The organism is Halomonas sp. DN3, assembly GCF_024137905.1.
In the GTDB taxonomy this organism is placed as follows: Bacteria; Pseudomonadota; Gammaproteobacteria; order Pseudomonadales; family Halomonadaceae; genus Halomonas; species Halomonas litopenaei.
Map to the genome: position 1 here is coordinate 1036666 of NZ_CP099965.1, position 23310 is coordinate 1059975.

Consider the following 23310-nt stretch of genomic DNA (forward strand, 5'->3'; position numbering starts at 1 on the left):
TCGAGTCCGACGCAGGTAACGCCAGACTCGGCAGCGGGCAGGGCGTCAGGAGGCGGAAGGTGATGTCGCCTCGGCTGTCGCGGTATCGCTATCGGTATCGCTATCGCTATCGCCTGAGCGTGGCCGGCCACGCTCCACCAGGCGACGCACGCCCACATAGAACAGCGGGGTCAGCAAGAGCCCGAACAGGGTCACCCCGATCATCCCGTAGAACACCGCCACGCCCATCGCCTGACGCATCTCGCTGCCGGCGCCGGAGGCCAGCATCAGCGGGATGACGCCCGCGGTGAAGGCCACCGAGGTCATCAGGATCGGCCGCAGGCGCAGGCGGCAGGCGGTCAGCACGGCGTCCAGTCGCGACTGTCCCTGGCTCTGCTGCTCGCGGGCGAACTCCACCAGCAGGATGGCGTTCTTGCAGGCCAGCGCCACCAGCACGATCAAGCCGATGCGGGTGAAGATGTTGTTGTCGCCGCCGGTCAGCCACACACCGGCCATGGCCGACAGCAGCGTCATCGGCACGATCAGGATGATCGAGAACGGTAATGACCAGCTCTCGTACTGGGCCGCCAGCACCAGGAACACCAGCAGCACCACCAGCGGGAAGACGTAGATCATGGTGTTGCCCGCCAGCACCTGCTGGTAGGTGACCTCGGTCCACTCGTAGGCCACGCCGGCCGGCAGGGTGGTGGCCAGCACCTCCTCTATCGCCTGCTTGGCCTGGTCACTGGACATCCCCGGCGCCGGCGAGCCGTTGATGTCGGCGCTGACGAAGGTGTTGTAGTGCATGACCCGGTCCGGCCCGGTGGTAGGGCTGATCTCGACGAAGCTGCCCAGCGGAATCATCCGGCCGTCGTTGCTGCGCACCTTGAGCTGGCGGATGGCCTCGGCGTCCAGGCGGTATTCGGCGTCGGCCTGGGCGCGTACCTGATAGGTCCGGCCGAAGCGGTTGATGTCGTTGACGTAGAGCGACCCCAGGTAGATCTGCAGGGTGTCGAACACCGCGTCCAGCGAGACATTCATCACCAGCGCCTGCTCGCGGTCCACCTCCACGTCGTACTGCGGCACCTGGATGCGATAGCTCGAGTAGACACCGGCCAGCCGCGGGTCCTGATTGGCGGCGCCGACCACCGCCTGGGACGCCTCGAACAGCCCGTCGAAGCCGACGTTGCCGCGGTCCTGCAGCTGCAGCTTGAAGCCCCCGGTGGTGCCGAGGCCAAGGATCGGCGGAGGCGGGAACACCGCCACGTAGGCCTCGTCGATCTGGGCGAACTGGGCATTGAGGCGGGCGGCGATGGCGCCGGCCGAAAGCTCCGGCGACTGGCGCTCGTTGAAGGGCGCAAGCGGGGTGAAGACGATGCCCGAGTTGGAGGCATTGACGAAGCCATTCACCGAAAGACCGGGGAAGGCCACGGTGTTGGCGACGCCCGGCGTTGCCAGGGCGATCTCCTGCATCTCGGCGAGCACCTCGCTGGTGCGCTCGAGGCTCGCGGCGTCGGGCAACTGGGCCATGGCCACCAGGTACTGCTTGTCCTGGGACGGAATGAAGCCGCCGGGGACCTCCTGAAACAGCTTGCCGGTGAGCCCCAGCAGCGCCAGGTAGCCGAGACCGACGATCAGCCCGAAGCGCAGCAGGCGACGAATCAGCCCGGTGTAGCCCCGCGACATGGCAGCGAAGGCGCGGTTGAAGGGGCTGAACAGCCAGCGGCCGAACACGGCGTCGATCAGCCGGGTCAGCCAGTCGGGCTTCGCCCCGTGGGGCTTGAGCAACAGCGCCGACAGCGCCGGTGACAGGGTCAGCGAGTTGAACGCCGAGATCAGCGTCGAGATGGTGATGGTCAGCGCGAACTGCTGGTAGAACTGGCCGGTCAGACCGCTGATGAAGGCGGTCGGCACGAATACCGCGGTCAGTACCAGGGCGATGGCGATGATCGGCCCGGTGACCTCGCTCATGGCGATGCGGGTGGCCTCATAGGGCGAGTGGCCGAGTTCGATATTGCGCTCGACGTTCTCCACCACCACGATGGCGTCGTCCACCACGATGCCAATCGCCAGCACCAGGCCGAACAGCGACAGCGTATTGATCGACACACCGATCAGCTGCATCACCGCGAAGGTGCCGATCAGCGAGACCGGCACCGCGATCAGTGGAATCAGCGAGGCCCGCCAGGTCTGCAGGAACAGTACTACCACGACCACCACCAGCAGCACCGCCTCCAGCAGCGTATGCACCACCGCCTCGATGGAGCCGCGCACGAACACCGTGGGGTCATAGACGATGTCGTAGTCGACGCCGTCGGGGAAGGTCTCGGCGGCCTCGGCCATATAGTCGCGCACGCCGTCGGACAGGGCGATGGCGTTGGAGCCCGGACGCTGGAACACCGGCAAGGCCACCGCGTCCTTGCCGTCGAGCTGGGCACGCAGGGCGTACTGGTCGGCACCGAGCTCCACCCGGGCGACGTCGCCCAGGCGGGTGATGCGGCCGTCGTCGTCCACCCGGATCACGATCTGGCGAAATTCTTCAGGCGAGGACAACCGTCCCTTGACGTTGAGCAGGCGCTGGAACTGGCTTTCGCGCGGGGCTGGCTGGGCGCCCAGGCTGCCGGCGGCGACCTGCTGGTTCTGCTCACGCAGCGCCGCCACCACGTCGCTGGCGCCGAGGCCCCGGGAGGCGATGGCGTCCGGGTCTAGCCACACCCGCATGGCGTACTCGCCGGCCCCGAACAGGCCGACGTCACCTACGCCCTCGAGGCGAGCGATATCGTCCTGCAGGTTCAGCCGCGCAAAGTTCGACAGCCACAGCTGGTCGTAGCGCCCATCCGGTGAGGTCAGGTGGACCACCATGGTCAGGTTGGGCGACGACTTCTCGGTGGTCACCCCCAGCGCCTGGACCTCCTGGGGCAGGCGAGGCGTGGCGCGGGCCACCCGGTTCTGGACGTTGACCTGGGCCTGGTCCAGGTCGGTGCCGAGGGCGAAGGTCACGGTCAGCGTCAGGTTGCCGTCGGCGGTGGACTGGGAGTCCATGTACAGCATGCCTTCGACCCCGGTGATCTCCTGCTCCAGCGGGGTGGCCACGGTCTTGGCGATGACCTCCGGATTGGCGCCGGGGTAGTTGGCCTTGACCACCACGGTGGGCGGCACCACCTCGGGGTATTCAGAGACCGGCAGCTTGAACAGCGCCAGGCTGCCAGCCACCACGATCAGGATCGACAGCACCGCAGCGAACACCGGGCGTCGGATAAAGAAGTTCGACAGGTTCATGTGCGCGCAGGCTCCTGATCGAGGTGCTTGGCGTCGGCGGCCAGCGTGCCCGCATCGCCAGTGGTGTCGTCCGGAGCGGCATCGGCAACCGGGCCGGGGACCAATTCAGAGACAGACGCAGTGGGGGAGCCAGGCGCTGCGTCGAGGCGTTCGGCCAGGCGACGGGTACGCTCTCGCAGTTGCTCCAGCGGGGCGCGGTCGGGGCCGTCGACCAGCGCAGGAGAGATCGCCATGCCGGGGCCGAACTTCGAGGGACCGGCGGCGACCACGGACTCACCGCCCTCGAGCCCTTCGCTGATCTCGCGCCAGGCCCCGAAGCGGGCGCCGGTGGTGACCTTGCGGTAGGCGAGTTTGCCCTGTTCGTCGGCGACCAGTACAAAGTTGGCGTCGAGGTCGGTGCCAATGGCGCGGTCGGGCACCAGCACCCCATCGCGATGGCGGGCGGCAGCGATTCGCACCCGGGCGAAGGCGCCGGGGCGCAGCGATGGATGCCCGGCGTCGAAGCGAGCGCGCACCCTCAGGGTGCCGGTGGCCTCATCGACCCGGTTGTCGATAAAGTCGAGCTCGCCCTGGTAGGCGAAGTCGTCCTGGCCAGCGAGCTGCAGTTCTACCGGCCAGCCCTGATCGGCGGTAATCTCGGCAAAGTCGCGGTTCCAGCTGCGCTCGTCGATATCGAAGTAGGCGTCGACCTGGTCGGTGCTGACGATTGTGGTCAACACGCTCTGGCCTGCGCTGACCACGTTGCCCACCGTCAGGTCGGCGCGGGAGACGCGACCGCTGATCGGCGCGCTGACCTCGGCGTAGGCCAGATCGAGACGAGCACTGTCGAGCTGTGCCTGCAGCGAGGCGACCTCGGCATTCTGGGCCTGGGCACTGGCGCGCCGGGCCTCGGCTTCCTCGCGGGCCATCAGGTTGCGCCCGACCAGCTGATTGGCACGGTTGGCCTCACCGTTGGCGCGGGCCAGCTCGGCCCTGCCCCTGGCAAGCCCCGCCTCCAGCTCACGCACCCGCGCCTCGAAGGGCGCCAGGTCCAGGCGTACCAGCGGTTGGCCCTGTTCGACCAGGGAGCCTTCCTCGAACAGAATCTCGGCCACCTGACCGGTGACCCGGGGACGCAGGGTGACACGCTCGGGAGCCTCGAGGCGGGTAGTGTAGCGATACCAGTTCGAGACCGGCTGACGCACCGCCTGAACCACCTCGACCCGAGGCGCGGGCGCAGAGCCCGCGCCATCGGCAGCGTCACCCTGTCCGCCCTGACCTTCGCCGGGTTGGCAGGCTGCCAGCAACAGCGCCAGGGCGGCGAGCCCCAGGCCACGGGCCAGGCGACGTGTTGCACGAGGTGTCTTACGAGGTGCTGTACGACTCGCCGTGCGATGTTCAGTGCAATGTCCAGTGCGATGCTGCGTGCAGCCAGCGCTGTCGGCACCCCCTCGAGCCGGCAGGTCGTCAGGCTGCGGTGGCGATACGGCAAGCGCAGGGGAGGGGGCAGGCGACACCACCTGGGGGTCGCACGGGGGGCGTTGGTCGGACATCTGGCGACTCCTGAGCAAAAGGTTCGCCAGTGTAATCCTCGATCGAGACTTGTATTAGACCGGTTGGTCGCACATTATTGATGCCAAATATGCACGCATCTGTGCGCTTGTACCTTCTGTGGAGACCTTCATGGACCAACCGAGTCGTCTGCTGCTGCTGGTCGATGTGGCCGAGCTTGGCAGCTTTTCCGAGGCCGCCAAGCGCCGCGAATTGGATCGCTCGGTGGTGTCCAAGCATATCGCGCGCCTCGAGCAGGAGCTGGGGGTGCGCCTGCTCAATCGCTCGACGCGCTCGCTGTCACTGACCCAGGCGGGGCAGGCGATGGTGCAGCAGGGGCGTGACCTGCGTGACTGGATGTACCACACCCAGGCGCTGGCGGAGAACCTGCAGCAGATGCCGAGCGGACGGCTCAAGGTGAGCGCCCCGGGCATCCTCGGCCGCTGCCTGGGCTTCGAGGCCATGAGACGCTTTCGTCAGCACTATCCCGATGTGCAGGTGGACCTGCAGTTGGAAGAGCGTCGGGTCGACGTGATCGGTGAAGGCTACGACCTGGTGCTGCGGGTCGGCGACCTGAAGGATTCCAATCTGGTGGCCTCGCCACTGGCGCCCAATCATCTGTTGATCGGCGCCAGTCCCGCCTTTATCGAGCGTCATGGCGAGCCACGAGATCTCGCCACCCTGGCCCGGCTGCCGGCGTTGACCTTCAGCTCACAGCAGTTCCAGCTCGACTATCTGCCTTACCTGGATGACCAGGGGCGGGAGCAGAAGCTGCCGCTCAATAGCCAGGTGCGCACCAGCGAGGCCGAGGTGATCAAGCGCGGGGTGATGGAAGGCATGGGTATCGGGGTACTGCCGGCCTTCGCCATGTACAACGAAGTCAGCGACGGACGTATCGTGCCGCTGATGACCGACCTGGCACTGCCGGAGTTCGGCGTCATCACGCTGCTCTATCCCCACCGCGAGATGCCGCTGCGTACCCGGCGCTTTATCGAGATTCTGCGCGAGATGGTCGGCTCGCCACCCCAGTGGGAGGCACGCATCCCTGGCTTTGCCGAGATGTACGGCAAGGGCGCTGGAGGGATGGGTCTGGCGTCCTGAGAGTGGCCAGGGTGACGAGCCGGCTGTTATTCGCACGTCGCTGCACGGTGAGCCTAGCCAGCATCGAAGGCCGGCAATACCTCCTCGGCCAGGCGATGCAGGGTCTCTTCCACCGGCGCCTGGTTGCGGCGCAGGTTCAGGCCGATGTGATTGACGCCGGCGGCCTGCATGGCCTCGAGCTCGGCGATCAATCCCTGGCTGCCGACCCTCAGCCCGAAGCGGTGGCGGCGAGGCGGTTCGTCCGCGCGCTCGGCCAGGTCCAGGTGCAGGAAGCTGACGTAGGGCTTGTCGCCGGCCACCTCGCGCCACAGGCCGACCCGACGGCGGTGGTCCTCCGGCGTGCCGGGGTAGGCCAGCCAGGCATCCATGTGCTGGCCGACCCAGTCCGGGCGCTGCTGGGCCAGACCGGCCACCAGCAGGGGCGGTGGCGTCGCCATCGGCAGCAGCGCCTGGCCGGCGTCCAGCCGCGCATCCTGATCGCCCCTCAGCACCGCGACGGCGTCGCGAAAGGCCTCGCCGCGCTGCTCGAAAGGTATTCCGAACAGCGGATATTCCACCGGACGGTCACCGCTGGCGACACCCAGCAGCAGCCGGTCACCGCTGAGCTGTTGCACGCTGGCGGCGGCCTTTCTGACCAGCCAGGGCATACGCAGCGGCAGCACCGCAGCGGCGGTGCCCAACAGTGCATGCTGCGTGGACGCCGCCAGATAGCCCAGGTAGGTGAACATCTCGAACACTTGACCGGCGTCGCCAAAATGCGGGTCGTAGAGCGGTACATCGCGCAGCCACAGCGCACGAAAGCCGAGGCGATCGGCCAGCTGGACAGGGTTAAGGTGTTCGCTCAGATCGGGGACGCCGAAGGCGCGACCATCGCGCAGGCGGGCGGCTTCACCGGCGGGGCTCCAGTCATTGTCCAGCGCCAGCTCCAGGCCCAGGGTCAAGGGGCCACTGGTCAGTCGTTGCAAGCTCATCTTGGCTCCTGCCTCGAGGGGAGGCGTATCTGTTCGATAGAACGCTAGGCGCTGTCCGAAAAGTCGACGAGCGAAGGTTAGACAAGGCAAAAATCGGTGAGAAAGCGCAGTTTACGGGGTGTAAATGAGCATTTTGACCGGGCTGGCGCACCAGCCGATTTTTAACGCCGTATTACCGAGCGCAGGCACTTTTCAGACAAGCCCTAATCGTTGTAATGGAGTGTGGCGCCGTCAGAGGCGGGGAAAAAGAGGCTCGCGGCGGAATCACTTTTTCGTTTGCGGCAACAATCGACACGAAACATCCGATGATGCTGGCGCAGGCACGGGGCAGGGCGACACCATTGAACCGACACCGTGAGTCCTGCTTCACTAGGACAATGGTATCGGCGATAAAGGTATCGGCGATAAAGATATCGCCGACAAAGGTATCGCCGACTGGGGCCGGCTCAGGGAAGGGCAGCGGGCGATGCCACGGCGCAACGGGAGGGAACAATGAAAGACGAGACAACCCAGCAGGTCATCCTGGCCGGAGAGCCGATCGAAGAGCACCAGGGCCACTATTCCGACGAGCGCTTCTGGGCCAAGGTCGGGCGCTACGCCAAGGCCGCCGGCGAGGTCACCCTGTCCCGGGCGCTGACGCTCTACTACGCCGCCCGGGACAAGGACACCCCCGTGTGGGCCAAGACCACCATCTACGGTGCGCTCGGCTACTTCATCTCACCGCTGGACGCCCTGCCGGATCTGACCCCGCTGGTCGGCTACACCGACGACATGGGCATGCTGGCGGTGGCGCTGATGACCGTGGCGGCCTACGTCAAGGACGAGCACAAGGACAGGGCCAGCGCCACCTTGAAGCGCTGGTTTTCCTGATCAGCCCTCGACGTCCACGACCACCTTGCCGACGGCCTTGCCCGAGGTGAGGTGGGCGTAGGCCTTGCCGACGTCGGCCAGGGCGAAGCGGTTGTCGTCCACCAGCGGCGTCAGTGCCCCCGAATCGATGATCTCGGCAAGCGTCGACAGGATGGTGCCGTGCACTTCCCGGCCGACGTTGTGGATCATCGGAATCAGCATGAAGATCACGTGCAGCGAGGCGCCCTTGAAGTGCGCCGGCGTCATGTCCAGTTCGGCCAGCGACATGGTCGTTGCCACCTGGCCGTTGAGCTTGACCGCATTGAAGGAGTTGATCAGGTTGGGGCCGCCCACGCTGTCGAAGATGACGTCGAAGCCGGCACCGTCGGTGTGCTGGTTGACGTAGTCGTCGACGCTCTGGGTCTTGAAGTCGATGGCGGTGGCACCGAAGCCTTCGATCAGTTCGCGCTGTTTGTCGCCGGAACCGGTGGCGTAGACCTCACACCCCAGATGGCGGGCAAGCTGCACTGCTACATGGCCGACGCCACCGGCGCCGCCGTGCACCAGTACTTTATCGCCGGTCCCTGCGCCTGCGCGGGTCAGGCCCTCGTAGGCGGTGATGGCGACCAGCGGCAGGGCCGCGGCATCACGCATCGACAGCGAACGCGGTTTGTGCGCGATCAGTCGGGCGTCGGCGAGCATGTACTCGGCCAGACTGCCCTTGAGGTCGGTGAGCCCGCCGGCGCAGCCATAGACCTCATCGCCCGGGGCGAAGCCGGTGACGCCTTCGCCGACTTCCTCGATGGTGCCGGCAAAGTCCATGCCGAGTACGGCGGGCAGATCCGGTGCGATCGGAAGCTCCTCCTGGCCCAACTGACGGATCATGGTGTCGATGGTGTTGACGCTGGTGGCGGCGATACGCACCACCACCTGACCGCTGCTGACCCGGGGGCGAGGCAGGGTGGCGGATTCGAACGGCGCGTCCTCGCCGTAGCGGTTGAGGACCATGGCGGACATCGATGAGGTGGACATTGTCGGTCTCCTGTAGAGGGTGTGGATCGATGCCTACAGGATTGCCGATGCCGCCTTGGAAAAAAACGCCATGACCCGGGAATCAGTTTCTGGAAATCGCTGACAGTCCGCGCCGGCTACGGCGTAGTACGGCGTAGTGCTGTCAGTGCCTGTCCCAGATCGGTGGAGTGCCGATCTTCTCCAGCAGGAAGTCAATGAACACCCTTACCTTGGCGGTCAGCACGTTGGCTTTCGGGTAGACCAGCCAGATGGCGGAATGATCGTCGACCTCGTGGTCGGGCAGTATCCTGACCAGCGTCCCCTGTTCCAGGTCCTGGTGGATGCTCCACAGCGCATGCATGGTGATGCCGGTGCCCGCCACCGCGGCCACCCTCATGCTGGCGCCATCGTCGCAAGTCACGCGGGGCTTGGCACCGGCCGGGGGAAAGGTATGAGGGGTGCGCATCCCGTTCTTTGATAACGCCCGTGGCGTGCCACCCTGAAAGGCCACCAGCTGATGGCTTTGCAGGTCCTGCGGCGTCCTCGGCACGCCGTAGCGCTTCAGGTAGTCGGGGGACGCACACAGCACGCGCTTGTCGTCGGCCAGCTTGCGCGCCTTGAGGTTGCTGTCCTCGATCGGATAGTTGCGCAGGGCCAGGTCAAACCCGCCCTCGATCAGGTTGGTCTGGGTATCCGACAGGCGCAGCTCCAGGCTGATACCGGGATAGCGGTCGAGAAATTCCGGCAGAATCGGTGCGACATAGCGCTGGGCGAAGGTGCTGGAAGCGGCGAATCGCAGGCGCCCGGTCGCTTCTTCGCTGTCCTTGCCGAGGGCGGCGAGCCCGGCGTCCTCCTGGGCCAGCATCTCCTTGGCGAAGGGAAGAAAGGCCGCCCCCTCCTGGGACAGTGATACCTTGCGGGTAGAGCGGTGCAGCAGGTCGGCACCGACCTGATGTTCCAGCTTTGACAGTCGAGCGCTGGCAACCGCCGGCGCGATGCCGAGCTGGCGACCCGCCGCGCTGATATTCAGCGTCTCGGCCGCCAGTACAAACAGGCGTAGTCCATCTGTATCCATGCATTGGGCTCCCGATGACGTTGATGGCCCCGGCACCAGCTTAAGGCAAGCGCTACTTTACAGATATCGCGGTTAGCTGCTGAGCCGAGGCAGGGCTTGAAAGGGCCGCGTCGCGGTGGTGCTCCGGCGATGCCTTCACCATGCCTCGGCCTTGCCTTACCCATGCCTCGGCGATGCCTTCACCGTGCGCAGCGCCCCCTGGCCGGGCCGGGCGGCAGCACCGAGCGGCCCCCGGGGCAGAGGCGCGGTATCGAGCCTGCACGAATTTTTCCAGGAGGCCGGGAGGCCGGGGGCACGGCGAACGCGAGGCGTCGGGAGGTCAGCGCGACGCGAAGTCGAAGCTGCCATCCGTGCGCACGTAGAACAGGCATTCGGCGTCCGAGGTGCAGGTCAAGAGCGGAGCCGAGTCGTCATTCGCGCTGAAATAGCTGCCAGAGGGAAGCGATGACGAGCCCTGAATATCGGCCCCGCTCAGTTCGGCGTCGCCCTGGATGACAACCGCGCGCAAGGTGTCGCCGTCCCCGCTGATGGTCCCCGAGGCTCCTGCCGGGATCTTCAGCAGGGAGCCGTTGGCTTCTCCGGGCGCGGTGCTTCCCCAGAGGAAGGCCACTTCGGCGCCCTTTTCCTGCGACTGGCCGGGTACGTCGAGCCAGTTGATGGCATCGGCATGTAGCCAGACCATATTGCCGGCTTCCAGGTTGACGGGCTTCTCGCCATTGTCGAAGGCCTGGTCCGAGGGCTGGACCAGGTAGGGCCCCTTCAGAATTTCCAGAAAGATGGTGGCGCCTTCTTCGGCGATGGCGGAGGTAATGTGGTCCTCGCCCGCCGGTTGTGTCCAGAACGACCCCGGGCCCATCCACATGGTGGCGGCATCCGGGTCATCATTGTGCACGGCACCCTCGATGACGACCGCACGGTAGGTGATGTTGTGAATATGTGGGGGCGAGGCAAAGCCTTCCTTGAACTCGATGATGGCGCCACTGGGCACATCTTTGGTGATGTCGCCCCACAGCACGCTGGCCTGGGGACTGGCGTCGCCTCTGGCAGGGTTCAGCGGCTGCGGCGTCACCTCCGAGCGCAGCACCACCTCGGTGGCGGCGGTGGCTGGGCCGGCGATCGAGAGCGTTGCCATCGCAACGCTGGTGGCAAGCAAGGGAAGAGCAGACAAGCGCATGGGGTCACTCCTGAAAAGACGCTGGATGGACGGCGGGGGCCGGACCTTTGGAATGGGAGGGTCGGCAACCGAAGCCTTGTTCAAGGCACCGCAGGGAGGAGCATGGTTGCCGGCCCAGCGGGGACGCGATGAACGGTATCGGCTGGGGTTGGGGGGATAAACCGCCTATATTCGAAAAATAAATCCGGAGAATCCGAATAATGCTCGTTCACAACATGCGCCTCTTTCTGACCATCGTGGAGAAGGGCAGCCTGGTGGCGGCGGCCAGAGAGACGGGGCTTTCCAGTACCACCGTGTCCGAGCGCCTGGCGTCGCTGGAGCAGTACTTCGGCGTGGTGCTGATCAATCGCACGACCCGCTCCATCAGCCTCACCGAAGAAGGCCGTACCCTGGTCGAGGGCGCCAAGCAGGTGCTGGCAGAGCTTGAGGAGCTGGAATCCCGCATTCGTCATGGCGCCCAGACCCTGTCCGGGCCGATTCGCATCAGCGTGCCCATCGACCTGGGCCGCGGGGTGGTGTCCCAGGTGATGGCGCACTTTGCTCGCGAAAACCCGGACGTATCGCTCGAGCTGTCGCTGTCGGACGGTTTCACCGATATCGTCGGTCAGGGCTTCGACCTGGCGCTTCGGTTCGGGCAAGTCCTGGACAGCAGCCTGCGCATTCGCCAGCTGGGATCGTTTCGCCGGATCGTCTGTGCCGCCCCTTCCTACCTGGAGCGCCATGGCGTTCCTGGCACCCCGACGGATCTCGCGAAGCACAACTGCCTGGTGATGCGTTTTGGTGCGGCGCTGGACAACGTCTGGAGCTTTGGACCGGAGGACGCACCGCAGCAGGTGACGGTAAAGGGCAACCGGATCGCCAACGACGGCTCACTGGTGCGCCAGTGGGCGGTGGAAGGTCATGGCATCTGCCTCAAGTCCGAGCTCGATCTTCAGGAAGACCTTGAACAGGGGCGGCTGGTGCCACTGCTCGAGGACGTGGCGGCGCCCCCCAAGCCCTTGCAGCTGATGTTTCCCCCCGCTCGCGATCAACCTCGGCGGGTGAAGGCGTTCGCCGAAGCGCTCTGCCAGGAGCTATCTGCCAGAGAGCAAGCCGTCTCGGTCCACAGGGCTGGCAGAGAGAACCGGTAAGAGCTGGCACTGCCGAACGTCTTGTCGGGGGAGAGAATGTGAGGGAAGTGTCTGAAAGGGCGAAAATTGGTCCCCATTATACGGATTTTGCGAATTCTGAAACCGGAAAGCGGCCATTCTGAAGCCGTCTCGGCTGGGCTAAGTTGGTCCGAGTGTCATCGAGCTGAATGGTAGTCGCGGGAGGCCGGCGTGCAATGCGCAGAATGGCTAGACCATCCGCAGTGTCTGGTCGGCGACGGATTAACAAATCTGCCCGAGGGGATTGTCATGCAGTACAGGAATTTCACCACCTTCAATGTGTCGGTACGCCGAGGTGCCGCCTGGGTTACCTTTCTCGATGCCCCGCTGGACCCAAGCGGTGCCATCTTTCTCGACGAGATGAGCAAGCTGCTGGACCATCTCGAGTGTGATGCCAGGATCGATGCCATCGTCTTTCAGTCTCGGTTCCCAGAAGTGTTCTCTCGCTTGGCGGGATACAAGAAATTGGATCCTGCGTCATCCCCCCAGGTCGGCAATGACGACAGCAGAAAGCGTGAGTTCAAGCGCCTTCTTGCGCGAATCGAAGACCTCCCGCAGACCACCATTGCCAAGGTGGAAGGCATGGCCCGGTATGGCGGCCACGAGCTCGTCATGGCGTGCGACGTTCGCATCGCCGCACGGGGCCTTGCGAGATTCGTACCGATGGAGGTCGGCTTGACGGGGCTGCTGGCCCGTGGGACTTCTGATAGGCGCGAGAATCATGTGGGGCCAGTCGGTGGGCTGGGCTCCTTGCTGGGTAGCCGTGACTACGGCGCCGATCAGGCGGAATATCTTGGCACCATTCACCGTGCTCTGGATCCGGAAGATGTCGCCACCTATGTCGATGATCTAGTGAGACGCCTGACGGGCCAGACCGGCGTGACAGACGAGCGACGAGACATCGACCCTGCGTCGACACCCTTGCACGATAGCCCAAGGGAAGATGTGCAGACGGATTACACAGGCTTCGCCCTGGCCTAGTCGAGAGGAATGACGCGCGACCTGACAGACGGTATGACAAGCCCGGTGTGAACCTCCCGGGCCGGCAGGACCATGGCTTCCCGCGTGCGAGCGTGCCGACATCGACAGCGCGATCCTTGATGTAACGTTCTGTTGTTTAATTGCTTTCTTTTGGATGTTTTTCCGTTTTGCCGGTCATTGGTGAGATAGGCTGGGGGCGCCGATACCTCGGCGACTTTTCACCAGAAAAAGACGGGAAGGATCCATGTCACGACACCTCTTGCTTGCCTCTCTGCTGATCGCGGTATCCACCAGCGCCATGGCCAGCGACCTCAAGCCTGGACAATGGGAAATTATCCAAAGCATGTCGGGCGACCAGATGCCTGAGCAGATGACTCAGGAGACGACCGAGACGCAGTGCATGACCGCGGAAGAATCCAGTGACATGATCGCCACGTTGCGCGAGGACTGGACATCGTCTGGTTGCGAAGACATCAAGATCAGACGCGATGGCGATACCATCGATGCCCAGGCAACCTGTCCCGCCGGCGCTCGCACGACCACCTTCGATGCCAGTATCACGATGCACAGTGACGAGCACTTCAAGAGCATGATCGAGATGGACAACGGCCAGCAGGTCACCATCGAGCAGGAAGGTCACTGGGTCGGCGAGAACTGCGAAAGCTAAGCCAGGAGCTCAAGCCTCCAGTGCCAAGCCCAGCTAAGTAAGCCAAGCAAGGCCCCGAATCAGTTGGCTTGCACCACGGCTGACAAGCAGAAGGCCCGCCTATGGCGGGCCTTCTGCTTTTCTCCATCAAGGCGATAGCGAGTGAGGGCGTTGCCACCTGGCCAGGTGCCCGCCACCTTCCCGGGGGGACCGGTGATTATTGCGCCTTCTCGATATCACCTGGCTTCCAGCTGCCGTCCAGCGCTGGTTCGGCGGGGGCATAGAGGCGCAGGATGGCGAAGAAGCCGCGCCCCGGGGCGGTGGCGAGCCAGTTGTCCTGCTGGCCCTCCGGGGCCTCGGGGCCGAGATAAAGCTGGGTACTGCCGTCGTCTTCCTGGGCGGGTTCATCGAGCTTGCCGAGCGAGGGAAACGGTTGGCCATTGTCGAGGCCCGAGGCATTCTCCGCCTCGTACAGCGTCACCGACCAGAACAGTTCCGCCGGGATATCGGGGGGCAGTGTCAGGGTGTAGTGCTGGTCGCCGACCAGTGGCTCGCCGTCCGCATCCTCGAAGGCGATCATGTAGAAGGCGCCCTTGCCGGGGGTCATCGACACCATGCCGGGGCTGATCGAGAAGTAGTCGGTGAAGAACCAGGCGCGGGCGTCCAGCTCACGGTATCCTGCCTCGTTCGACATCCAGTCGAGCCCGACCGGCACGTCGGGCCAGCGGGCCGAGACGTTGTTGACCGGATTCAGCCATTGGCGGTCCTCGTAGACGCGGAAGTCCTCGCCGTTCAGACCGTGCTGGAAGCCGATGACGCGGCTGGTCTTGTAACCGGTCCGGGCGGCGGCTTCCAGTGTCTTTCGGGTCGCCTCATCCGGGGCGAAGTCCCGATCCGAGGCGATACCGATACCCTCGAGCATGCCCAGCCAGTCGGGGCCAGCCAGGGCTTCTCCTTCGGTATCGACCAGATACTTGAGCTGGTCGAATGCCGTGGCATCGGAGCGCGGCAGCATATTGTAGGAGCCGCCCGCAGCGTCCGGGAATTCCATCGGTCTGGCGCTATCCTTCTCGCCGAGGGGATAGATCAGCGACTGTTTCAGCAGGTCCGTCGCCGGCGCGATGTTGTCGAGGGACTGATAGAACGAGCGCAGAAAGAAGAAGACATTGTTGGTGCCCGAGCGATAGACGTAGTGATCCTCGGGAACGTCGCCGTCCCAGCCCGGCGGCACGATCAGGAAGTTGCCGCCCTCGCCACCGTCTGGCCCAGGCAGGCCCAGATCACCGAAGTATTCGCCGCCATCGACGGGAATCGGGCGTTGCCAGGCATCCAGCAGGATGCCCTGCAGCTTCGGTGGCGCCTCGAAGACCAGCGGACCGCTCTCGCCCAGGTCGGCGAACACCATGCCGTAGATCAGGTCCGAGTTGGGCGTCGTGATCAGTGTCCTGGCGTCCAGGCGCTCGGTCCAGATGGGCATGACGTTGTAGCCGGTGCCGAAGGCCTCCGCCGCCCCGTCGCGCATTCCCATGGTGTTCAACAGTGGCAGCGCCCACAGATAGGTCTGTGTCGCTCGCTGGAAGGTCAGCTCCTCCATCAGCTGCTGGGCGGTCTGCTCGGTGGGGCGGTTCTGCTCAAAGGGCAGGTTGGCAAGTTCTGTCGCGCGCTCTGACTGGGCCAATGCGACCGGTGTCAGGGCCAGTGGCAGGGTCAGGACAAGACCGGCGCACAGAAGGGGTCTGGACAGGCATTTCATGATCGGCTCCCGCGGCGTGAAAAGGGGCGACCCGCCGGCAAGGGCAGCGGGTCGATCAGAGGATTACTCGACGAGTTCAAAGTCCGGGAGTGAGAAGGATTTGTCGAAGAAGGCCTGGCCCGGCGCATAGAGTCGGAAATACACGAACCAGCCATCATCCTCGACCGTCTTCATGTGATTGCTTTCCAGGCCGTCCGGGGCATCCGGGCCGATGTAGAGATCGATGGAGCCGTCTTCGTTGTACTGGAGCTGTTCCATGCGGCTGTCGAGGCTGACATCGGAGATCTCCGTTCCTCCGTTGTCGTAGGGGCGGCGAGTGTCTTCGCTGTAGAGCGTCAGCGACCAGAACTGCTCCACCGGGACGTCCGCCGGGACATGCAGTACATAGTTGCGATCGGCGCGCAGCATGTCGCCGTTGGCGTCACGCTTGGTGGTCATGTAGACCTGCCCCGCGCCGGGCGTCGGGTTGACCATGCCTTCGCTGGAGCCGACCGCCTCGTAGAACCAGGTCGCGCGTTCGTCGATCTGTTGCAGCGTATCGGTGGCCTGGGCGACGACGAAGTCGAAGCTCTTGTACCAGGACGTGCCCTCCCACCAGACATCCGCATAGCGCGGATTCACCTGCAGGTTACGGGTCATCAGCTCACCCAGGGCCGCGCCCTGCAGCAGGATCTCTCGCTGGCGCTCGTCCGGTGCAAAGGCCTCGCCCTTGGCGATGCCGAGCGGCGCGAGCATCGCCATCCACGCCTTGTCGATCTCGCGTACCGGCTCTTCGTCGATGATCGAGGCGAGCTTTTCCCAGTAGGCGAGGCCCCGCGGCGCGGTGGCGCTCCACTCGACGTCCTTGCCCTTGACGAAGGTGCTGGGCGAGGTGTCGCCCACCGGTCCCATCTGGTATTGGGACACATAGGTGTCGTAGTAGGCCGGGTCGGGATCGAGGATACGGATGCCCACCAGCACGTTGTTCGTCTCGCTCTGGAAGACGTGGGCATCTTCTTCGCTGTAGTCGTCGGGATCGTCACCGGGGCCGACCACGATGTAGGTGGCGCCTTCGCCCTTGTCGGGGCCGGTCAGGCCGAGGTCGAAGACCGGGCGCATCCACATGTCGAGCACGCCGCCGGCGGTCTGGCCGGGCGGGTAGTCGATCTGCACCGGCCCGTCGGAAAGATCGGTGAAGTTGAAGATGTAGGGGGTCGTCAGGTTGGCGGTGACGATGCCGCGTTTTTCCCTGAGCGTCTCGAGGACGGCAAAGGCCCCGGGTTCATCGGTGCCGAAGGCTTCGCCCTGGTTGTCCCGCCAGGTCGTCGTGCTGACCAGTGGCGTCGACCAGATATAGACCTGGGCGGCCCGCTGCACGTCCATGGTATCGAACAGTCGCTGCGACGCCTGTTCATCGAAGTAGCTGTCCTGCAGTTCGATCTCGCCGGCGGGCGTCTCGATCACCTCGTCGCCCTTGAGGGTTGCCTGATCGAGTGGAACGGCTGATTGCGCGAGCCCCGTAGCGCAGAGCAGCGCCCCGGCGACGGTGGCCGTGGACATGTGACGAAGCATCTTCCCGAACTCCCTTTCTGATATCGATGGTGGTCTGAGCCGGGCGGAGTTCGCCTCCATCCCGCCAATCCGCGCCGTCGTGCTGTCGATCCGATCGTGCCTGGTGTCGTCCGAGCCTCGGGTGGGTGGGGGACGCTGCGCATCGACAGGACGCAACAAAGCCCGTTCCGCGCAGCGCCTGATTCGCCACCGCTCGAGAATCGTCTTCAAAATGTTTCTGATTTAGAAAGCTGGCACAGAGCCCGAGATCCCGCCACTAAACCCCCTTCGGGCTACTGCCGATTTTGCATAGTACTTTCGAATGAAGCTGAGGAGCGCTTCAAGGGGGAGGGACAGAGGTAAGGTCAGGGGGACAGTAAGCCAGAAGGGCTTGCGACAACATGTGACAGACGATGCGTTAGCGTGGACAGGCAGGGAGGGGAGCCAGGGGCGGCAATAGCAAGGACGGGAGGGAGCAATGGTGGCAGGACCAACATGGCGCCTCTGCAGGATTCGATAAGTACAATTAAGTATATGTTATATATGGTTTTTCTAGGTAGTTTGGGTTTTTTTTATACCATTCGCTATACCATCTTCCCTCAACACACGGCTGCGCACCCATGCTTTCGCAGCGAAGGGCACGCCCCCTGCCCACTTTCGGCCAACGTCTGCCTTTAAGGAGATTCTGATACAGCGCTATGCTCAGGTGCATTGGACGCCGGGTAGAGCCTTATCGAAGAAAAAGTGCGAATGGGGTCCAACGCTTCTTTCCACGTATTTTTATATTTCATTTTTTGCAAACCTTTTCCAAGCCTCATTCTCTACCAAAGTTGATCTGTAGATCTTTATCTTACTGCATCCTCTTATGGCTCGAAGGGCCGACTTAACCTGATTTGCGACTTCCTTGGGGAGCCAAGGGCTTAACATGATTCGACTGATTGTGTCTAGGCCAACTGGAATCTTGAGTGTGATCGTCTCGTGATTGGTGCGAGCAACGAAAAGACGATACTCCATTTCATCACCAAAGGCATGACGCTTAATAAATGGCAGTTCCTCGGTTTCTGGCGGCTTTGAACGCATATCATCTAAAGTTCTGTATATGACTGGTTCTGCTCTTAAGCCTTCCACTTGCCTCACGCGATCCAAAAACATTCCTTTATGAAACTCGATGCAAACGCCACTGGCTCCATGTGAAAAAACCCTCCAGTGATGATAAGTTTCGTTAGTTTCAGTAAGGCACAGAGAATAGATTGAGCTAAGCCCAGTAGCTACTCCATATTGTTGCAAATAATATGAGTCATTACGATCATCCCAATACTTCGGATTTAGAAGTGTGATGTTTTTTGATTCGAGAAAGTCGATCAGAAACGGTAGCTCAGTGTACCGGCGAAGGAACCTTCCCTTTGAACTGTCTTTCATAACATATAAATCCTTAAATAAAATGCAAAGTAGCGATGAGTAGGATAGATAGGGCGTACACTCCCGACTACCCCGCTGATTCGGCCATCAGCTACCACGCCAGGTCCATCAGCATGGTATAAAGTCTGACATCCGGCCAAGCATGCTAGTTTAGAAAAGCCTGATTTATGCTTGGTTTAGGTTCGCGGTAGACGTCATCTTTAACCATTTTTTATGCATTTTTAGCTTGTGCAGCTGGAAAGTATCTTGTTGTTTCCATTAACCTATATAAAACAGGGTTTTTATTCAAACTACTTGCGCACAAACCAGAAGTTTGGCGGGATAGGCAATCGGTAATGTCTGCACGCAGTCAAGAACATAGGAATTAAGCCAGTCCTAACTGCACTAATATTACTTATGGCAGTGCAAGTTTCTATAGCTTTGTTTAATGTTTCTACCAATGCTTCATGGCCATTATGAGGCGATAAATCGGTAACACAAATTCCGTGATGCGCCTCACTAAACCACATTAAATCATCGGAGGTCTCGTCTGGAAACTATGCTTGATGGGTACAGTTTGGTATCTTCTGATTTAGACGTTCAGTGAATTCTTTCGTCTCTCTCTCATCGGCTACGTACGGCATCCAAAAATAGATATAGGGATATAAAATACTGCCCACACATGCTTCATCAAGGTACGATTGATCCGCACTTTCCGGATGCGCTAGAAGATCAACGTAGCCTCTCAGGCATGTGGGATACCGAGAATTTGTGAGAAGAGCGAAAGTTGTTCGGTGAGAAATGAGTTTCAACCATGGCAGAAAGCGAGACTCTGACTGCGTTAACTGGGAAAGATACATAACTAACGAAATTTCAATCATGTGGTCATCTCGAATCGGCGAACTGAGAGTCGGATTAGAATTGATCATCGAAACCAATGTATCCAATGTTCGGTTAGTACTCTCTGTCAAAGACATCAAGAACTCTGGATCGTCATCTGGTAAACGTTTTGATAATAGAACAGTCCAAATTCCACGCGTAGCCAATCTGCCCATGAGCTCAAACATTGCCAAATTAACATCAACTGACTCCCTTGAGCGTACAGCTACAGAGAGTGCGTGCGGGGTCCCGGCATGGGCATATGCCGTTTTTTCCAAGTACATCTCCGATGTTGTCAGATACAGCTTTAAGAACTGATCAAAAACAAACGTTAAGTTCTCTTCATGTTTGGTTAGCCTTTTCTTCGGTTCTCGCTTCCGAATTAAATTCCAGCAGAATAGCATACCGAGTTCGGAAACTCTGTATGTACTTTCTAAGTTATTCGCCTCAATCGCCCAAGATATCACTGCATGTAAGCAGATAAACGATTGGCGCAAGCGAAGAAGTTGATCTTTCTGAGATGAGTGCTCTTCTAGCAGAAGGTTTCCGAGAAAGGCGCGCGTGTACTCATAACAAACACTAGGCTCATTGACCATTGCCACTGCTTTTTGGAAGTTACGACGAGGTTCTTCTTCTAAAAGCTCTCGGGCCAAGAGGCAACGCATCATGAGATCGGCTAGTCGATATCCATTCCACTCTTCGTAGCTTATCTTGTCCGTCGTATACCGGGCAGTGTATCCTGCCCAGTTCATGAGAGCTGTTTCCTCTAGCTCTCCTCCGCAGCATAGGCAGATTTTAATCGGAAGATCTGCGTGCTCTCGAGCCACGTTGCTCCGCAGATAAATGTCTCTAATTTCATCCAATTCTGGGCGGACAGCCTGAACTCCCGTTGACCAGTCGCTACGAGAAATATTTCCCGCCTTGATACAGAATAGGTATAGATATCTCTGCTTATCCTCACCTTTAATTTTTCCAACAGCTGCGATGTCCACACCATTCTGCCTAGTCCCTATCATTGGCGTGTTCAGCACGCGCAGTCCGATCTCAGAGAGCAGGTTGGGCAAAACAGATTTATCTAGATCTCCACGCTCCTTAAGCGAAGCGAGGTACTCTTTCAGAATGATCCTCATTGCGAAACCTTTTGCTCAATTCGAAATATTGTGAGCTTCTCGTTAAAACCCACTGAGTCAATCACAGCAAGTCGTGGAAGTTCAGCACTATAGAAAAACTCTGACAATGGCGTGACACTGGGTACTTTCTTGCCATTTTCCCCGCTTGTTAGGGAAAAGCTTTTCCTCCCGTAAAGGAGGGTTTGGCGAGGAACTAACTGGCAAATTAACGATCTCTCATGTGCATGTTTTTTAATTTCTTTATTACACTCACGATCCTGAATTGCTGCGGCACGTCGTTGCTCAATAGTGGGACGAAACTCGACCAGATGTTCCGTTGATTTAAGACCTTCTAGGTAAATATCATGCCTTTCGATAAGGCGTTTAATACAACCAGAGATTCGTTTTGATGATTTTTTTCTTTGTTCGTCAAGGAAATTTCGAAGAGCACCATTATAGCTAAGAAGCAGAGGGTTATATAACAATTTTTCGGCCTCTTCTCTCGCTAATTTCTTCCCGCTTTTTACGATGCTCAAGAGAATGGACGCGGCGGTAACTTCATGAAGCCAAAGAAAGCCAACGCATTTTCGTGCCATGAAAATCTGATCATTTAAATCATTCGGCAACCTGGCCTTAGAAATTTCAACAATGTTGTTTTTATTGCCGCCTTCTCCAACCATATCCGCGAGAAACTTGCATAAATCAAACTGACCGATAACAAGCCAACTAGAAAAAAGTTGAGCTGCATTGTCAGGACTACTCCATATCCACTGGCAAAAATTGTAAAGCTGACTCGGTTCGATTGAGTTTTCCAGCTTCGGAATTTGAGTGGCGAATACTTTTATAACTTTATTTAGATCCCATCCTTCGTCTTTTTCATGTAAGGCATGGTCCAGCCAATGAAGGGTTGCCTGTGGATTTGAAACTTCTCCAGCGAGAGCCTGCAAAATAATATCGATACTCTCAGCCCCAATGCCGTTTGAATGATAAAATAAAGCAGCTGATAAATGAACTAGTTCGCTGTCGCCCTTTGCATTGATAATAGCTTCAATGAACTCCTGTTGTCGGTATGGCTCAAACGAACCAAATTTTTCCCAGGTATTGAACGCAGTTTCGATAGCGGAAGATCTTACGTCCTGATTTTTTTCAATAGCGATGACTTTGCAGCACTCGTCTATGACGCGTTTGGCAATTGTTTCATTGCCTACCTCGAGCCTCCCAAGAGAACGCAGCCCCACAGCGGCAACAGCTTTATCGGAGTGCCCTAGCAACTCGAAGGCAAGCTCTATGCTCCCAAGGGCTTGAACCGCAAAAACACAATGTGAAAGGCATAATTTATCGAGAGATATAGCCCCATCGACGATCAGCTTAGCCTTTTCAGGATTGGCTTTGCACCATTTAACCAGAGAAATATTTGGCATCCCTGCCGCGCCGTCAGATCCAGCTTTACTAACTAGAATGTGGACCAACCTCAGTACGTCTCGAAACGAACAATCCAGTTCGGGGATCGCCTGATCAAATAAATGCATAACCAACCAAAACTCGTTGTGATCTAGGTCCTCAATAGCGGCCAGGTTATGATCTGACACCAGCGAAATTTCCCCTAAATTATGGAGCTCACATAATACTGGGCCGTATTCCTGTCTGCGAATACGGCTCTCAAGTGAAAGAAGATATGGAATCAATTCACCACTACGATCAGCGTATTCCAGTTGCTTGTGAATAGAGGGGGTGGTTTTCACTGATTAATCACCTTAGAAGGCTATTGTTCGCGGCTAACACAGTGGAAAACTAGTCATCCCGCCAGCTGCATAACACGAATCGACGTGCCCACTTTACCTACCAGCATGTCCGCTTTGGGTTGGAAGCAGCCTCCGGACCAGTCAGGCCTGTGTGAGACCATACTGTTGCGAACTTGGCATAGATTTACCCTTTCCGCTACTGACGCTACTCCAACGCGTCGCATCCTCATCATAGATTCGCATGATTTCGCATGAGTTCTGGTGTGCCTTTATCACTGGCAGAGCTTAGTAGTGGTGCGTGTTGGTGGCCAGCGCATGAGTGCATTAAAACCGACGGGTTTAGCGCGCAGGCGGGGAGGGGTGTCGACAGCGCGCCAGGGTGGCGGACGGGTGAGGAGGGGGATGGTGGCAACTGGGCGCTGGTGAGACAGGAGAGCTGGTTACTCAAGGACGCCCAGGGCAGCGTGTTTGGTAGGGCTAAAAACGTATCAACCCCGCCGGATGGCGGGGTTGATGGGTAGGGAGCTTGTAGGTTGAGACCGCCCTGAAGCGCTTGCCAGAGTTGCCTCCAGCTCCTTCAGGCGTCTCGTTGTCGCGATGCTGCTTTGAACGGCCTCTCGCGGTATTTAACCGCTTAGCGCTGGGATTACTGTTTGCTGCTTATCGCTGGAATGAGGTAGCGGTAGCAGCCTGAGGGAAAGGCTACCGATAGCGGCCAATTGTCTCTGCTCAATGTCATGTTTGTCGTGCTGAGTTTCCTGCCGGTCGGGGTAGCTAAAAGCTGCTCTACGGGCTGCTTGCTGGTGCCGATCTGGTGGCCGGTGTCAATCTTGTGCCAACACCAAGCCGGGCCATAAACAAGGCGTCGGTCATCTTCGAGAGAAGGATTGATGAGGTGCAAAATTACCGTGGTGCTGGATCAGGAAGGGGATGCGGCAACATCCAGCAGCAACAATCGGGGCAAAAAGCGCCGGAATGTCAGGGGAGGGGGCATGGATCGCAGATCTGACATGGCGCCCTCTGCAGGATTCGAACCTGCGACCTGCCGCTTAGGAGGCGGCTGCTCTATCCTGCTGAGCTAAGAGGGCGTTGGGGCGGCATTATAAGCGGCTGACTCGCCAAGATAAACCCGCAGTTGGCAGGGAAGGTAGCAGG

General features: G+C 60.2%; 16 protein-coding genes and 1 tRNA gene. 5 read left to right on the top strand and 12 right to left on the bottom strand.

Translation table 11 applies throughout. From position 1 onward, the window contains the following. Window positions 1-45: 45 nt before the first annotated feature. The gene (locus NKF27_RS04680; RefSeq protein WP_253555524.1) at window positions 46-3258 is read right to left on the bottom strand and encodes an efflux RND transporter permease subunit; all 3213 of its coding nucleotides are present in this window, start codon (window positions 3256-3258) and stop codon (window positions 46-48) included. Further along, entirely contained in the window at window positions 3255-4790 is a 1536-nt protein-coding gene (locus NKF27_RS04685; RefSeq protein ID WP_253555525.1) for an efflux RND transporter periplasmic adaptor subunit, read from the bottom strand. Before NKF27_RS04685 ends, NKF27_RS04680 begins: the two co-directional genes overlap by 4 nt. Window positions 4791-4920: 130 nt before the next feature. Between NKF27_RS04685 and NKF27_RS04690 the strand changes: the two genes are divergently transcribed. Next, window positions 4921-5889 (top strand): LysR family transcriptional regulator, encoded by a 969-nt coding sequence (locus tag NKF27_RS04690; RefSeq protein ID WP_253555526.1) that lies wholly within the window; start codon window positions 4921-4923, stop codon window positions 5887-5889. A gap of 53 nt (window positions 5890-5942) precedes the next feature. Here the strand turns inward: NKF27_RS04690 and NKF27_RS04695 are convergent, their stop codons facing one another. Continuing rightward, window positions 5943-6860 carry a TIGR03571 family LLM class oxidoreductase gene (locus NKF27_RS04695; RefSeq protein WP_253555527.1) on the bottom strand — a complete coding sequence of 306 codons (918 nt, stop codon included), beginning with the start codon at window positions 6858-6860 and terminating at the stop codon, window positions 5943-5945. Between the two features lie 492 nt (window positions 6861-7352). Between NKF27_RS04695 and NKF27_RS04700 the strand changes: the two genes are divergently transcribed. After that, window positions 7353-7730 carry a YkvA family protein gene (locus tag NKF27_RS04700; protein ID WP_045994728.1) on the top strand — a complete coding sequence of 126 codons (378 nt, stop codon included), beginning with the start codon at window positions 7353-7355 and terminating at the stop codon, window positions 7728-7730. Here NKF27_RS04700 and NKF27_RS04705 read toward each other — a convergent pair whose 3' ends face one another. The 3 genes from NKF27_RS04705 to NKF27_RS04715 form a co-directional block, all read right to left on the bottom strand. Further along, window positions 7731-8741 (bottom strand): zinc-dependent alcohol dehydrogenase family protein, encoded by a 1011-nt coding sequence (locus tag NKF27_RS04705; protein ID WP_253555528.1) that lies wholly within the window; start codon window positions 8739-8741, stop codon window positions 7731-7733. Window positions 8742-8883: 142 nt separating this feature from the next. Further along, window positions 8884-9795 carry a LysR family transcriptional regulator gene (locus tag NKF27_RS04710; protein WP_253555529.1) on the bottom strand — a complete coding sequence of 304 codons (912 nt, stop codon included), beginning with the start codon at window positions 9793-9795 and terminating at the stop codon, window positions 8884-8886. A 319-nt stretch (window positions 9796-10114) separates the two neighbouring features. Further along, entirely contained in the window at window positions 10115-10969 is an 855-nt protein-coding gene (locus NKF27_RS04715; protein WP_253555530.1) for a DUF4437 domain-containing protein, read from the bottom strand. A 200-nt stretch (window positions 10970-11169) separates the two neighbouring features. On the opposite strand from NKF27_RS04715, the gene NKF27_RS04720 reads away from it, so the two are divergent. The 3 genes from NKF27_RS04720 (at window position 11170) to NKF27_RS04730 (ending at window position 13765) form a co-directional block, all read left to right on the top strand. Further along, window positions 11170-12099 (top strand): LysR family transcriptional regulator, encoded by a 930-nt coding sequence (locus NKF27_RS04720; protein ID WP_253555532.1) that lies wholly within the window; start codon window positions 11170-11172, stop codon window positions 12097-12099. 189 nt (window positions 12100-12288) lie between these two features. Continuing rightward, window positions 12289-13098, top strand: a complete 810-nt coding sequence (locus tag NKF27_RS04725) for an enoyl-CoA hydratase/isomerase family protein (protein ID WP_253555533.1) — start codon at window positions 12289-12291, stop codon at window positions 13096-13098. Window positions 13099-13342: 244 nt separating this feature from the next. Beyond that, window positions 13343-13765, top strand: coding sequence for a DUF3617 family protein (locus tag NKF27_RS04730; RefSeq protein ID WP_253555534.1), 423 nt, complete (start codon window positions 13343-13345; stop codon window positions 13763-13765). 196 nt (window positions 13766-13961) lie between these two features. Here NKF27_RS04730 and NKF27_RS04735 read toward each other — a convergent pair whose 3' ends face one another. From NKF27_RS04735 to NKF27_RS04760, 6 genes are all read right to left on the bottom strand, one after another. Next, a complete protein-coding gene (locus NKF27_RS04735) occupies window positions 13962-15497 on the bottom strand; it encodes a DUF1254 domain-containing protein (RefSeq protein WP_253555535.1) in 1536 nt (511 codons plus the stop codon). 63 nt (window positions 15498-15560) lie between these two features. Further along, window positions 15561-17048 (bottom strand): DUF1254 domain-containing protein, encoded by a 1488-nt coding sequence (locus tag NKF27_RS04740; RefSeq protein ID WP_253555536.1) that lies wholly within the window; start codon window positions 17046-17048, stop codon window positions 15561-15563. A gap of 759 nt (window positions 17049-17807) precedes the next feature. After that, window positions 17808-18446 (bottom strand): hypothetical protein, encoded by a 639-nt coding sequence (locus NKF27_RS04745; protein ID WP_253555537.1) that lies wholly within the window; start codon window positions 18444-18446, stop codon window positions 17808-17810. Between the two features lie 536 nt (window positions 18447-18982). Then, window positions 18983-20434, bottom strand: a complete 1452-nt coding sequence (locus tag NKF27_RS04750) for a hypothetical protein (RefSeq protein ID WP_253555538.1) — start codon at window positions 20432-20434, stop codon at window positions 18983-18985. After that, window positions 20431-22155 carry a hypothetical protein gene (locus NKF27_RS04755; protein WP_253555539.1) on the bottom strand — a complete coding sequence of 575 codons (1725 nt, stop codon included), beginning with the start codon at window positions 22153-22155 and terminating at the stop codon, window positions 20431-20433. The genes NKF27_RS04750 and NKF27_RS04755 overlap by 4 nt, the downstream gene beginning before the upstream one ends. Before the next feature lie 1011 nt (window positions 22156-23166). Beyond that, window positions 23167-23243 (bottom strand) — tRNA-Arg (locus NKF27_RS04760). Window positions 23244-23310 lie beyond the last annotated feature (67 nt).

Bases quoted from the DNA above. Each gene is read 5' to 3' on its own strand.
- NKF27_RS04680 (WP_253555524.1), bottom strand. From the start codon at position 3,258: ATGAACCTGTCGAACTTCTTTATCCGACGCCCGGTGTTCGCTGCGGTG.
- NKF27_RS04685 (WP_253555525.1), bottom strand. From the start codon at position 4,790: ATGTCCGACCAACGCCCCCCGTGCGACCCCCAGGTGGTGTCGCCTGCC.
- NKF27_RS04690 (WP_253555526.1), top strand. From the start codon at position 4,921: ATGGACCAACCGAGTCGTCTGCTGCTGCTGGTCGATGTGGCCGAGCTT.
- NKF27_RS04695 (WP_253555527.1), bottom strand. From the start codon at position 6,860: ATGAGCTTGCAACGACTGACCAGTGGCCCCTTGACCCTGGGCCTGGAG.
- NKF27_RS04700 (WP_045994728.1), top strand. From the start codon at position 7,353: ATGAAAGACGAGACAACCCAGCAGGTCATCCTGGCCGGAGAGCCGATC.
- NKF27_RS04705 (WP_253555528.1), bottom strand. From the start codon at position 8,741: ATGTCCACCTCATCGATGTCCGCCATGGTCCTCAACCGCTACGGCGAG.
- NKF27_RS04710 (WP_253555529.1), bottom strand. From the start codon at position 9,795: ATGGATACAGATGGACTACGCCTGTTTGTACTGGCGGCCGAGACGCTG.
- NKF27_RS04715 (WP_253555530.1), bottom strand. From the start codon at position 10,969: ATGCGCTTGTCTGCTCTTCCCTTGCTTGCCACCAGCGTTGCGATGGCA.
- NKF27_RS04720 (WP_253555532.1), top strand. From the start codon at position 11,170: ATGCTCGTTCACAACATGCGCCTCTTTCTGACCATCGTGGAGAAGGGC.
- NKF27_RS04730 (WP_253555534.1), top strand. From the start codon at position 13,343: ATGTCACGACACCTCTTGCTTGCCTCTCTGCTGATCGCGGTATCCACC.
- NKF27_RS04735 (WP_253555535.1), bottom strand. From the start codon at position 15,497: ATGAAATGCCTGTCCAGACCCCTTCTGTGCGCCGGTCTTGTCCTGACC.
- NKF27_RS04740 (WP_253555536.1), bottom strand. From the start codon at position 17,048: ATGCTTCGTCACATGTCCACGGCCACCGTCGCCGGGGCGCTGCTCTGC.
- NKF27_RS04745 (WP_253555537.1), bottom strand. From the start codon at position 18,446: ATGAAAGACAGTTCAAAGGGAAGGTTCCTTCGCCGGTACACTGAGCTA.
- NKF27_RS04750 (WP_253555538.1), bottom strand. From the start codon at position 20,434: ATGAGGATCATTCTGAAAGAGTACCTCGCTTCGCTTAAGGAGCGTGGA.